The 12850-nt window shown below is 36.5% G+C and carries 13 protein-coding genes; 1 reads left to right on the top strand and 12 read right to left on the bottom strand.

Annotation, left to right across the window (positions count from 1 at the left end; genetic code table 11):
• Positions 1-4: 4 nt before the first annotated feature.
• The 3 genes from rsmH to FC77_RS00700 form a co-directional block, all read right to left on the bottom strand.
• On the bottom strand, positions 5-952 hold the full coding sequence (rsmH, locus tag FC77_RS00710; protein WP_056969556.1) for a 16S rRNA (cytosine(1402)-N(4))-methyltransferase RsmH: 948 nt from the start codon (positions 950-952) through the stop codon (positions 5-7).
• Between the two features lie 3 nt (positions 953-955).
• The gene (gene mraZ / locus FC77_RS00705; RefSeq protein WP_056969554.1) at positions 956-1387 is read right to left on the bottom strand and encodes a division/cell wall cluster transcriptional repressor MraZ; all 432 of its coding nucleotides are present in this window, start codon (positions 1385-1387) and stop codon (positions 956-958) included.
• Between the two features lie 185 nt (positions 1388-1572).
• The gene (locus FC77_RS00700; protein ID WP_056969552.1) at positions 1573-1902 is read right to left on the bottom strand and encodes a DUF3397 domain-containing protein; all 330 of its coding nucleotides are present in this window, start codon (positions 1900-1902) and stop codon (positions 1573-1575) included.
• Positions 1903-1993: 91 nt separating this feature from the next.
• Here FC77_RS00700 and FC77_RS07830 point away from each other — a divergent pair, with 91 nt between their 5' ends.
• Positions 1994-2128 carry a DUF4044 domain-containing protein gene (locus tag FC77_RS07830; RefSeq protein ID WP_082137179.1) on the top strand — a complete coding sequence of 45 codons (135 nt, stop codon included), beginning with the start codon at positions 1994-1996 and terminating at the stop codon, positions 2126-2128.
• Between the two features lie 41 nt (positions 2129-2169).
• Here the strand turns inward: FC77_RS07830 and mreD are convergent, their stop codons facing one another.
• The 9 genes from mreD to FC77_RS00655 all read right to left on the bottom strand — a co-directional run bounded on the left by mreD (position 2170) and on the right by FC77_RS00655 (position 12596).
• On the bottom strand, positions 2170-2706 hold the full coding sequence (gene mreD, locus FC77_RS00695; protein WP_054681257.1) for a rod shape-determining protein MreD: 537 nt from the start codon (positions 2704-2706) through the stop codon (positions 2170-2172).
• Entirely contained in the window at positions 2706-3557 is an 852-nt protein-coding gene (gene mreC, locus FC77_RS00690) for a rod shape-determining protein MreC (protein WP_056969550.1), read from the bottom strand. Before mreC ends, mreD begins: the two co-directional genes overlap by 1 nt.
• A gap of 47 nt (positions 3558-3604) precedes the next feature.
• Complete coding sequence (locus FC77_RS00685; RefSeq protein WP_056969548.1) at positions 3605-4609, bottom strand: rod shape-determining protein; 1005 nt, start codon at positions 4607-4609, stop codon at positions 3605-3607.
• Positions 4610-4703: 94 nt separating this feature from the next.
• Complete coding sequence (locus FC77_RS00680) at positions 4704-5327, bottom strand: JAB domain-containing protein (RefSeq protein WP_054681261.1); 624 nt, start codon at positions 5325-5327, stop codon at positions 4704-4706.
• Positions 5328-5366: 39 nt separating this feature from the next.
• Complete coding sequence (locus FC77_RS00675; protein WP_056969546.1) at positions 5367-6044, bottom strand: HAD family hydrolase; 678 nt, start codon at positions 6042-6044, stop codon at positions 5367-5369.
• Complete coding sequence (locus tag FC77_RS00670; protein WP_056969544.1) at positions 6025-7302, bottom strand: bifunctional folylpolyglutamate synthase/dihydrofolate synthase; 1278 nt, start codon at positions 7300-7302, stop codon at positions 6025-6027. Before FC77_RS00670 ends, FC77_RS00675 begins: the two co-directional genes overlap by 20 nt.
• Position 7303: 1 nt before the next feature.
• Positions 7304-9943, bottom strand: coding sequence for a valine--tRNA ligase (locus FC77_RS00665; protein ID WP_056969542.1), 2640 nt, complete (start codon positions 9941-9943; stop codon positions 7304-7306).
• 271 nt (positions 9944-10214) lie between these two features.
• On the bottom strand, positions 10215-11432 hold the full coding sequence (gene thiI, locus FC77_RS00660) for a tRNA uracil 4-sulfurtransferase ThiI (protein WP_056969540.1): 1218 nt from the start codon (positions 11430-11432) through the stop codon (positions 10215-10217).
• A gap of 6 nt (positions 11433-11438) precedes the next feature.
• Positions 11439-12596, bottom strand: coding sequence for a cysteine desulfurase family protein (locus FC77_RS00655; protein ID WP_056969538.1), 1158 nt, complete (start codon positions 12594-12596; stop codon positions 11439-11441).
• Positions 12597-12850 lie beyond the last annotated feature (254 nt).

Raw genomic sequence — 12850 nt, 5'->3', positions numbered from 1 at the left:
CTCTTTATACTTTCTCCGCAACTCGTAGTTTTGCACTGTGTGAGCGGTTGTTGTTATCCAACTCTGATTGTGAGGCCCTAATAGGTTTACGGTTAACCAAACGAAGCTTCGGCTTTAAGCTATCAGGAATCATTGGCATCCCCCGTGGGACTTCAACCTCAGAATACTTCTTAAAAATATTTTTCACGATTTTGTCTTCATCAGACTGAAAAGTAATTACACTTATTCGACCTTGAGGACGAAGTAACTTGACTGCTTCCTCAAGAGATTCTCTCAATACATCAAGTTCATCATTTACAGCCACCCTAAGAGCTTGAAAAGTTTTCTTAGCTGGGTGTCCTCCAGTCCTTCGTGCAAATGCTGGTATTGCATCTTTAATTACATCCACCAATTTAAACGTAGTTTCAATTGGTTTCTTTCTTCTTCTCTCAACAATTTGGTGAGCTATTTGACGAGAAAATTTCTCATCACCGTACTTATACAAAATATTAGCTAAGTCCTTTTGACTCAAATTATTCACTAATTGGTAAGCATCAAGATCTTGACTTTGGTCCATCCGCATATCTAACCGGGCATTAAAACGGTATGAAAAACCGCGTCCTGCCTGATCAAATTGTGGTGAAGATACTCCTAAGTCATAATATATTCCATCAATGCCAGTTGTGTAACCCAGCTTAACCAAATTACTTTCCAAATGACTAAAGTTGTCATGTACAAGTTTTAACTTAGGATCACTATCAGACTTCAATAAACTAGCAAAGTTTAACTTTGCAGATTTTATTGCGTATTCATCTTGATCAAAACCAACAAGCGTACCTGAATCAATTTTGCTAAGCAAATATTTAGCATGTCCGCCGCCACCAAACGTTGCGTCTACATAAAGACCATCGTTTTTTGGTTTCAAATTATCTATAGTTTCGTGTAGAAGTACACTGGTGTGTTTGAATTCCATAATTTACAGTTCAATATCGTCCAAATTTTCTGCGATGTCATCGTAGTTTTCATTAGCTTCTTTAGCAAAGCTATCCCAACGCTCCTTCGACCAAATTTCTATTCGGTTAGAAACGCCCACGATAACACATTCTTTCGTAAGCCCGGCATGTTTTTTTAATGTCGTGGTCAGATTAACACGCCCTTGCTTGTCGAACTCGCTTTCCATCGCACCAGAATAAAATAAACGCGTAAAATTACGCGCATTTCTCTTAGTCAACGGAAGTTTCGCTAATTTAGCTTCAATTTCCTGCCATACATCTATTGTATAGCCAAAAATGCAGCCTTCCATTCCGCGAGTAAACACCATCTTATTACCAATCTGATCGCGAAGTTTCGCTGGTATAATTAAACGTCCCTTGCTATCAAGATTGTGATGATATTCACCCATGAACATGGTCTAGCCCCCTTCCAAAGAATAATTTACCACAATTCACCACTTCCTACCACATTATGTGGAAAAAAAGATTATATTTTTATTATTTCTTACTTTTTTCTTATTTATATAAAAGCAAAAAAGCCTTAAATTCAGATGAATCTAAGACTTCAAAATTATAAATTAAACATAAAGATTGGTGGGGATTATTTTATCATAAAGAAAAGCAGGCCAATATACCAAAATAAAGTACAAGCTGTTAAATAGTTCCACAATTTTCGAATTGTCTTACCTAACGAAATGTTTTTATTTTTAATTGCGCTACTAATTGCCACAATAATCACTAGAATAAAATAAATAAAAAAACCATACGGTAAAAATAATGGTAATTTTAATTGTAAAGTAATTAAGCTACAACCTGCAATAAAGAAAAATGGCAACACATCATACCCACGAAATTGTGCTCTTGGGAAAACTTTATTGATTAAAAACGCAAAAGCTAATCCAATAAACGGAATTAAAAAAATTAAAAACATATTTCTCCTCCATGATCTTTATTCTAACCCACTCTGCAATTGAAAAAAACTATTAACAAGGATAAAATATCTTCAAGTAGGAGGGTTGCTAATGGCACGTAAAAAGAAAAGATCTAGATTTCAAAAATTAACAATTTTTATGGCTTGGTTAATGGCCGTGATTACTTTATTTGGTGTAATCGCAGGAACCATAGGAGCTTTAGCTAACGCAGGAATGTTTAATTAAAGAAAAGCGTGAGATTAAAAATCTCACGCTTTTTTATTACCTTATCTATAAGCATCAAGGTTAATCATAAATGGATAATCCCGGGCTAAAGTGCCCCATACCCAATAGGTTAAAACTGTAAAAATTAATGACCAAATTACAGTAGGAATTAAACTAATAAGCATTAAATGATCAGATATAGAAATCATCCCTACCATACTTAAAATAAGCCAACTATAAATACTTAGTATTATTACTCCTAACAAAACCACAAGTAATCTTGCCCAAAACACTTCTGGTAAAAATCTTGCAACCTTTTGGCATGCCCAACAAATTAAAGGTAAAAATACAGAATAGATTCCTATAATTCCGAGAAAATAAATATCAGCTACAATCCCCGTTCCTAAAGCAAGCCAAATTTCTTTTTCGTTTGTATCGTCAAATAAAGCAATTAGCATTATTCCAATTGGAACAAGTAGACAGGCACTATTGTAACTGCCATAAACCATAAATTGGTGCAGATAAAGAGAGATACTTCCATCCAAAATTAAAGCAACTAACAGTGCTATTGCCAAAATCCATTCTCGCAAAATACGCATTAACCTGTCACCTTCCTTTGAATGACAGTAACTACTGATGGATCATTAACTTCCCCAGCTGGATTAATTTTAATTAAATCAGACAAACCAAACGTATCATGCGTAGTAGAAGATACAGTCCCAATGAGTAATCCTTTAGGTGAATTGCCACCCATTCCACTGGTATAAACCTTGGTTCCCTGTTTCAATTTATTGCTATCAACAACCTGAGTAAAGGCTAAATTATTACCTGATATCACAGTTATAATCCCATGAACATTTTTGCCATTTGCGGCTTTCGCTTGAACAGAAAAACGGTTAGCTGATTTATCAGTAGTGGTAATAAGTTCGATTTTTGAAGAAGCTGCATTTACTTCAACAACTCTCCCAATAACACCACCGCCACACATTACGGCCATATTCTTGCGTATGCCTGCTGTGGATCCTTTATTAATCACAAGTAAATCAGACCAACTATCAGGTGATCGAGAAATAACGGAAGCATTAACCATGCTATAACTAGTTAAAGTACTTTTTAATTTTAAGGCAGATTTTAATTGTTTATTTTCTGCTTCCAAGCTAGCATTTCTAGATTTAGTCTGTCCTAAATCAGTAACTTGATCTTTTAAGTGATTATTTTCTTCTTGCGTATTTAAAATGGAATGTGCACTATTTAATCCGTTTGAGACAAGGCTAACTGGTACGTCAACAACTCGTGCACCAACAGCTACAATGTCATTACCAAAACTTTGAATCAAAAGTGGTGTGTTACGCTTTCTGCGTAAATTAACGCTGATTCCCAATACTGCTAAAACAATAATTATAATAATAAATGTTGTTAATAATTTTTTATTTTGTAGAAATTTCTTCATACAGAACTGATCCTAAAGAAAAAACCGGCCATAGCCGGCTTTTATTATTATTTACGACTCTTACGCATTGTTTCAATATTTTTAAGAGATTCACCGGTACCAATTGCTACACAATCAAGTGGATCTTGCGCAATAAATACTGGAACTTTTGTGGCATCAGAAATTACATTTGGTAAATTCTTAAGTAAGGCGCCACCACCAGTCAAAACAATACCATGATCAATAACATCGGCTGCAATTTCAGGAGAAGTTTGTTCCAAAGTTTCTTTAATAGCAATGATGATATCCTGAACAACATCTTGAATAGCTTTAGCTACATCTACTGCCTTAATATCAACTGATTTTGGCAAGCCAGTAACTAAGTCACGACCACGAATATTCATAGATTCAATATCTTTAGCTTTTTCAACTGAAGCTGAACCAATTTGAATTTTAATGTCTTCAGATGTTCTCTCACCAATCAATAAATTAAAATTGGAATGAACATAATTAGCAATGGCGGTATTAAACTTATCACCAGCTTGACGAATTGAGGTAGAGGAAACAATCCCTCCTAAAGAAATAGTAGCAACATCGGTAGTACCACCACCAATATCAACAACCATTGAACCGGTTGGATCCATAACTGGAAGTCCCGCACCAATAGCTGCAGCGAATGGTTCTTCAATAACAAATGCTTCACGGGCACCTGCAACACGGGCAGCATCAATAACTGCACGTTTTTCAACCTCAGTAACACCTGATGGAACACAAATCATTACTGAAGGCTTTGAATTACCCACCGTCTTTTCCATAAAATATTTAAGCATTGCTGCTGTTGTATCATAGTCAGCAATAACACCGTCCTTCATTGGACGAATAGCCTTTATGCTAGCTGGTGTTCTACCAATCATTTCTTTAGCTTCTGAGCCAACGGCAATGACTTTACCGGTGTGAGTATTCTTTGCTACTACAGAAGGTTCCCTTAAAACAATTCCTTTACCTTCCATATAAACAAGAGTATTGGCCGTACCTAAATCTATGCCAATATTTTTTGTACCTAATCCAAACACGAAAATCTCTCCTTAATTATTGCAGTCTTTAAATCTTGAATAATTATAGCATAAACTCAGCCTAAAACAGATCTTCACCGGAATTTTAATGAATTTAAAACAATTCATTCTCCTTCATACTTAAATAATGACCTTTACCAACAATAAAATGATCTAAAAGTCGAACCTTCATTAATTTTGCTGCCTTGTCCATTTCTCTTGTTAACATAAGATCACTCTGTGACGGGAAAAGTTTGCCACTCGGATGATTATGCACAATGAACATCCCTGCACATGCGTAGATCATGGCCCAGCGAAAAACTTCGCGTGGATGTGCAATCGTCTTATCTAAAGTACCTACAAAAATTCGTTTTTCAGCAATAATATGATTACTATTATCGATATATATAGCCCAAAATTCCTCCTGCTTTCGTCCCACTAATTTATCAGCTAAATAAGTGCCTACTTCATTACTCGAAGTAAAAACTGACTCACGATCAGGCTTTGAGAATCTTAGGCGATCGATCAATTCTTCGATAATTATTGCAATATCCTGGTCACAATCGGGACCAGTGGTGTATTTAAGTACATCATCAAAATCAGTAATTCTTAACTGCGTTATTTTCTTCTTTAATTGATTAAAATTGGTTATACCCAATTCTTCAAGTTGATTAACTAAACTTAATACCAATTCCATATCGGTATTTACTAAGTAATGATTTGATTTTGCAATTTTCATTAAAAATCGCTCCCTTCATTACTAAATACGTAAAAAGGGTTAAATCTTTTTAAGAAAATCAAAGAAATCTTTACAGATCATTACTGCATTCTTTCTATCTTTATCTGAAGCTGGCATTAAATCGGGAACCATCACACACTTTAGATTAGCATTTTTAGCTGCTTCGACGCCAGTCGATGAATCTTCAAAAACTAAAATCTGCTTTTTAGGTATTCTCAATTTTTTTGCAGCTAAAAGATAAATATCTGGGGCTGGTTTAGCTTTTATATGATTTTTTTGTACATCATTGTAACTTAAATGAAAATTAAAATAATTACGAATCCCAGTAGCCCACATTGCATGCTCGATTACATCCTCATAATTACTAGAAACAATCGCCATCGGTAAATTTAATTTTTGAAACTTATCGAGAGCTGCCTGAACTCCAGGCTGTAATTTTAATTTTCCTTCATCAGTCCATTTCCAAACCAAATCGTCAGTTCGTTTAACAAACCGATCCCGTTCTTTGCTTGTTTTAAAATATTTATGATAAAAATTTTGCATATCTTTTTCAGTTGCGCCGTACAATTTTAGATACGTGTTTTTGGGCGTGTCTAAATTATCTTCTTTGGCTGCCTGAATATTGGCTTCCCAGTATAGACGCTCCGAATTAATCAATAATCCATCCATATCAAGAAGTATACCGTTAATATCATCATCAATACCCTGAACTTGCATTTGCTTCCCCCATATTTAGAATTTCGCTAACCAGGTAAAAAGATCCGGTGACAAGCAAAATATCATTATCCTCACTCGCATCTTTCAATTCGTCAAAAGCTTTTTTCCAATTTGCTTCATACGGATACTTTTTTTGAACAGCAACAGGAAAATCTGCTTTTTTTGCAACCCTTGGATACGATATTGTCGTAAGCAAAAGCCTGTCCGCTTTATCAAATAATGAAAATACTTGTTCTAAATCCTTATCCTTCATCATGGTAATCAAAACTCTGACTTGACCGTCTCTTATTTTCTTTTGCTTATGCACAAATTCAAGTAAATTTTTCACTGCCTGAATATTATGCGCACCATCCAGGATAATCATTGGATTTTCCTTTAACAACTGATAACGTCCAGGAATTTTCGTCTGATTAACCGCTTGCTCAATCAAAGCGTTCGATAAAGGTAAATGTAATAAAGAAAACACTTGGACTGCAACTGCAATATCATAACTTTCCACCTTCGGATGGGATATGAAAGACAAGGTTTTGTTCTTAACTTTATAAACGACCCTTTTATCATCAGAAACAATGAAATTTCGTCCTAATAAATAGAAAGGTGCATGTTCTTGCGCAGCTTTTTTCTCAATAATGGGTAAAACAGTCTTAGGAATATTTCCTCCAACCACTGGTCGATGAGACTTGATAATCCCACTTTTTTCATGAGCAATATCTTGAATTGTTGGACCGATAATCTTTTCATGATCAAGCCCAACTGTAGTAATTACACTTACTTCAGGCGTAATTACGTTGGTCTTATCATGCTCGCCACCAATTCCAACTTCGATTACAGCATAATCACATTTCTGCTCTGCAAAAAAAGTAAAAGCCATTACTGTTTCATATTCAAAGGTAACCAAAGAAAAATCGGGATCATTTCTTTTAATCTTAGTTATCGCTTTTTCAACCTGATTAGCAACTTTTACCAGATCAGAATTACTAATATTTTTACCGTTTAATTGAATCCGCTCATTAAATTCAAATACATAAGGTGAGACAAAAAGACCAGTCTTTTGACCGGCCTTTCTGAGTAAATTACTTATATAGTAAGAAGTAGAACCTTTACCATTAGTGCCCGTTACGTGAATCGTCTTTACCTTATTTTGGGGATTATCCAGCACATCTAAAGCACGCTTAACATAAGATAAATCACCTTTGGGGTGCAATTTAGGCAGCGAATAAAGGTAAGAAATTACATCTTTAGCATTAGTAAAATTCACACTACTTACTTTCTTTCAATTCTTGAATTCTTTCACGAACCCCAGTAAGTTGACTTTCGTAATCTGCTTTTTTTGCTTTTTCTTTGTTGACAACTGCTTCTGGAGCATGAGCAACAAAGCCTTGGTTAGAAAGTTTCTTAGTTGAGCGCTTAACTTCAGCTTCAAGATCCTTTTCTTCTTTCTCCATTCGCTTAATTTCGTCATCGACGTTGACTAATTCAGTTAACGGAACAAAAATTTGGGCACCAGGAATTACCGCAGTTTTAGCGAATTTGGGAGCAGCAACTTTTGCAGCAACCACTAATTTCTTAGGATGCAAGAAGTTTTCAACATAATCTGCATTATCATCTAAAACATGCTTATCTTTTTCATCATCTAATTGAATCATGATATCAATTGGTGAAGACATTGGAGCATTAACCTTCATCCGAATGTTACGAACGGCTTTGATTATTTCAATTAAGAAGGCCATATCCTCGTTCGCTTGCCTGTTTTCAAATTCTTTATGAGTTTCTGGATACTTGGCAACCATAATTGACTTGCCGTCATGTGGCATCGATAACCATAACTTTTCCGTTACAAATGGCATAATTGGGTGCATTAACCGTAAAATTTGATCAAGGATCCAGATCAAGTTGGTTTGTTTTCTTGTCTTTAATTCCTTATTATCACCGTTTAAAGCAACTTTAGAAATTTCAATGTACCAGTCACAAAAATCATTCCAGATAAAGTTATATAGTTCACGACCGGCTTCACCAAACTTGTATTCATCAAACAGACGAATAACTTCACCAACTGTATGGTTAAGACGATCAAAAATCCAACTATCAGCTAGGTCAAACTTAGATGTGTCAGGCATATGAGCAGGTTGTGCATCTTCAGGTAAGTTCATGATTACAAACCGAGATGCATTCCAAATCTTATTGATAAAGTTCCAAGCAGCACCCAATTTCTTAGGATCATAACGACTATCCTGACCAGGAGCCGTACCGTTTAACAAGAACCAGCGAAGTGCATCTGCACCGTATTTATGAATTACATCCATTGGATCCACACCGTTACCAAGGGACTTGCTCATCTTACGACCTTGTTCATCCCGCATCAAACCGTGCAGAACAACATCATTAAATGGACGCTTATGAGTAAAGTGCAAACTTTGGAAGATCATTCTGGATACCCAAAATGGAAGAATATCATAACCAGTAACTAAGGCATTAACTGGAAAGTAACGTTTATAATCCGGAGCATCAGTATCCGGCCAACCCATGGTTGAAAATGGCCACAATGCACTTGAAAACCAGGTATCTAAAACATCTGGATCTTGGCGCCAATTTTCGATGTCTTTTGGTGCTTCTTCACCGACATAAACTTTACCGGTTTTCTTATTATACCAAGCAGGAATACGGTGTCCCCACCATAATTGCCGAGAAATTACCCAGTCATGAATATTTTCCATCCACTGTTTAAAAGCATGTTCGAATCTTGCCGGAACAAAGTTTATCCTGTCATCAGTATCTTGATTCTTCAAAGCAGCATGTGCTAATGGCTTCATCTTAACGAACCATTGCGTTGAGAGTCTTGGCTCAACTTGAACACCAGAACGCTCAGAGTGACCAACTGAGTGAACAATTGGCTTGACTTTAATCAAATAACCCTTGTCTTTAAGGTCCTTGACTAATGCTTTACGACAATCGAAGCGGTCCATGCCCTCATATTTGCCGCATTCACCATTCATCGTACCATCATCGTTCATCACATTAATCCGCTTTAAGTTATGGCGGTTACCAACGGCAAAGTCATTTGGATCGTGAGCTGGAGTGATTTTTACCAAACCAGTACCAAATTTAGGATCAACGTGATGATCTTCAATAATCGGAATATGGCGACCAACAAGTGGCAGAACTAATTCTTTACCCACAATCTTTTTATATCTTGGGTCCCCTGGTGCAACAGCAACAGCCGTATCACCGAACATGGTTTCTGGACGAGTAGTTGCAATATCAACGTAACCCGAACCATCAACAAATGGGTACTTAATGTAGTAAAAGGCACCCTTATCATCCTTATGAATAACTTCAATATCACTTAAAGCAGTTTCCAGCTTCGGATCCCAGTTAATAATATACTCGCCACGATAAATTAAGCCTTCATTATAAAGTTGAACGAAGACTTTACGAACAGCTTTAGAAAGGCCTTTATCAAGGGTAAATCTTTCCCTTGAGTAATCTAGAGAAAGGCCTAGTTTTGCCCATTGAGCCTTAATTATGCTAGCGTATTCATCTTTCCAGTCCCAAACCTGTTTGACAAAAGCTTTACGTCCCATTTGGTGACGGTCTTTACCTTGTTCACGCAATTTGGCTTCAACTTTAGCTTGAGTAGCAATACCAGCATGGTCCATCCCTGGTAGATAAAGGGTGTCATATCCCTGCATCCGTTTGAAACGAATCAAAGTATCCTGAATTGCGGTATCCCATGCGTGACCTAAGTGCAATTTACCAGTTACATTTGGTGGCGGAATAACTATTGAATACGGGTGGGCTTTTTTATTACCTGATGGTTTGAATAAGTCTTCATCAAGCCATTTTTGGTATCTGCCCTTTTCAACCTTATTAGGGTCATATTTAGGTGCTAAATCTGTCATTTAAAAATCCTTCCAATAAAAAAGTCCTAGACAATATTGTCTAGGACGATTTACCAACCGCGGTACCACCTATCGTTAAGCATATAAAATATACTTCACTTAATAGCGGTAACGGTGCTTATGAAGTGTCCGGATTAACTTACTAATATTTTCAGTTAATCAGCCAATCAAGCTACAAATTAACTTTCGGCCTCTCAGCATTTCGGCGTTTCTCTGTTAATAAAGTTAATACCTCTTGATTAATGCTTTGTTAAAAATTATAGCATTTTTATTAAAGTAAATCAGCATCTTCTTGAGCTTTATCCTCTAAAAATTTCTGGTTTGGATAGATTGGTGTAACTTTAATACCATCCATTGCCCTTTGGATCAAACCTTCGGCATCTAATCTTTCTTCATATTTACGAGCCTTTTCTACCTTTGGTTTGGTCTTAGGTCTTGGTGGGGCAAAAATGGTGCAACAATCTTCAAATGGTTTAATCGAAAGTTCGAATGTACCAATTTTTCTTGCCCGATCAATAATTTCCGTTTTATCCATCGTAGCGACAGGACGAATAACCGGCGTAGTAGTCACATCATTAATTGCAAACATTGATTCCAATGTCTGTGAGGCCACTTGCCCAACAGATTCACCGTTGAAAATGGCCATACTACCACGCTTAGCACGGATACGATCAGCTAATTGCAGCATGAATCGTCTTTGGACAGTCATTAAATATCCTTCAGGGATCTTTTCCTTAATGGTTTCCTGAATTTCAGCAAACGGTACGGCAATAAAGTTAATCCTACCAGCATAATTAGCAAGAATGCCGGTTAATTCTTTTGCCTTTGCTAAGGCCTTTTCAGTAGTATACGGCGGACTAAAGAAATGAACCATTTCAATATCTACCCCGCGCTTTAAAGCTAAGTAAGAAGCAACCGGTGAATCAATTCCACCAGAAAGCATCATGACAGCTTTACCACCAGTACCTACCGGCATCCCACCAACGCCATGTAAAAGTTGGTTGGAAATATAAATAGCATCTTGACGAACTTCAATCCTAAGAACCATATCTGGATGCTTCATTTCAGCCTTTAGGTTATCCATATGATCAAATAAGTAATCCCCTACCATTGAGTTCAACTGGTTAGTATCGTACTTAAATTGGTGGTCACTCCGTTTGGTATTAACCTTAAAAGTCATCCCATCCTTAAAGGTTTCTTGCATCATTTCCAATGAAATTTTTTCAATATCAGCTAATGTCTTTGGTACCTTAATTGTCGGTGAATAAGTTTGAATTCCAAAAACTTTTTTCAAGCGCTTATCTATTTCTTCAAATGGCGCACCGTTTAAAACAATGTGCATCCGATCGTGCCGAGGATAAATCTTAACCTGTGGAAAATCACGCAAAACTTTAGTAACATTGCCAGCAAGGCGGCCAATAAAGTCTTTCCTGTTCTTTCCCTTGGTTGATAATTCCCCATAACGAACCATAACTTCTGTATATTTCATTAAAGTTTATTCTCCCAAGTGATTAATTTTAGCAAAATGATTATAAATTTTATCAAAAACAGTGATAAATTGTTCAGCCTCTTTCATTGTGTTGCTCTCATCAAAGCTCAAACGAATTGCACTAGTAGCAATTTTATCATCAACATGCATTGCAACCAAGGTGCCAGCTTCATCTACTTTAGTTGAAGCACAAGCAGATGTAGTCGATACATAAATATCGTGTTCTTCTAAGGTATGAACTAAAGTTTCACCGCGAATTCCTTCAAGGGCAAAACATAAAATATGAGGTGCAAAACCTGAATTTACTGGTGAAAAAATAGTGATACCTGGCTTCCCTTTTAGATAAGCAACTATCTTTGCTTTGATTGCGGCTTCACGAGCGGCTTTCTCAGGTTCATCTTTTAAGAGTAAACGGATCGCCTTCGCCATACCAGCAATAGCCGGTAGATTTTCTGTACCTGAACGCAGGCCCTTTTCTTGCCCACCACCATCATGCAATGGTGATAACATCTTACCCTCTTTTTTATAAAGAATGCCAATGCCACGTGGTGCATGAAATTTATGTGCCGATAAACTTGAAAGATCAACCCTTGGAGTAAATACCTTACTCCAAATATTTTTACCAAGCGCCTGAACGTTGTCTACGTGAAATTGAACCGTAGGATAATTTTCAAGTAGATCACTAATCTCATCTATTGGTTGAATCGTACCAATTTCATTGTTTACACCCATAATCGAAACCAAAGTGGTATCCGAATCTAGAGCATGACGTAAATCATCAACGTTAACCCGGCCCTCTTTATCTACAGGAAGACGAGTTACCCGGTAACCTAAATTCTCTAAACTAGTAAAACTATTGGCAACTGAAGCATGCTCAACACTAGAAGTAATAATGTGTTTCCCAAATTCACGCTTTTGGACAGCCGTGCCCTTAATTGCAGTGTTATTAGATTCAGTTCCACCGGAAGTGAAAAAGATTTCGTCTTGCTTTGTACCAAGCAAATCTGCAATTTGCTTACGCGAGGTTTCTAGCATTTGGTGTGCTCGGTCCCCCATCTTGTGCAAACTTGACGGATTACCCCAAATATTTTGCGCAACTTTATCATAAGTTGCTAAAACAGACGGATATATTTTTGTTGTTGCACTATTATCAAAATAAATCACAAATTACGCCCCTTTAAAAAGCGGTCAATTTTTTGACCGTCTAATGACTTATAAATTGTAGCCTAAATACGCCGTAGCTTCAATTATTTACTGCTTTTATCATATATTTATCAACTAATTACTATAGATTTAATTATTTTCTTTTTAGCATTAACCAAAAATTTTTTCATGATATTTGCTCCATAATTTTAAAAGCAACAAAACAGACTAACCTAGTGTTGGATTATGAATCGACGGATTCATGATCCGGCACT

Origin of the sequence: Lactobacillus acetotolerans DSM 20749 = JCM 3825 (assembly GCF_001436775.1) — a bacterium.
In the GTDB taxonomy this organism is placed as follows: Bacteria; Bacillota; Bacilli; order Lactobacillales; family Lactobacillaceae; genus Lactobacillus; species Lactobacillus acetotolerans.
Note: the sequence above shows the minus strand (reverse complement) of the source record. Positions and strands in the feature narration are given on the sequence as shown.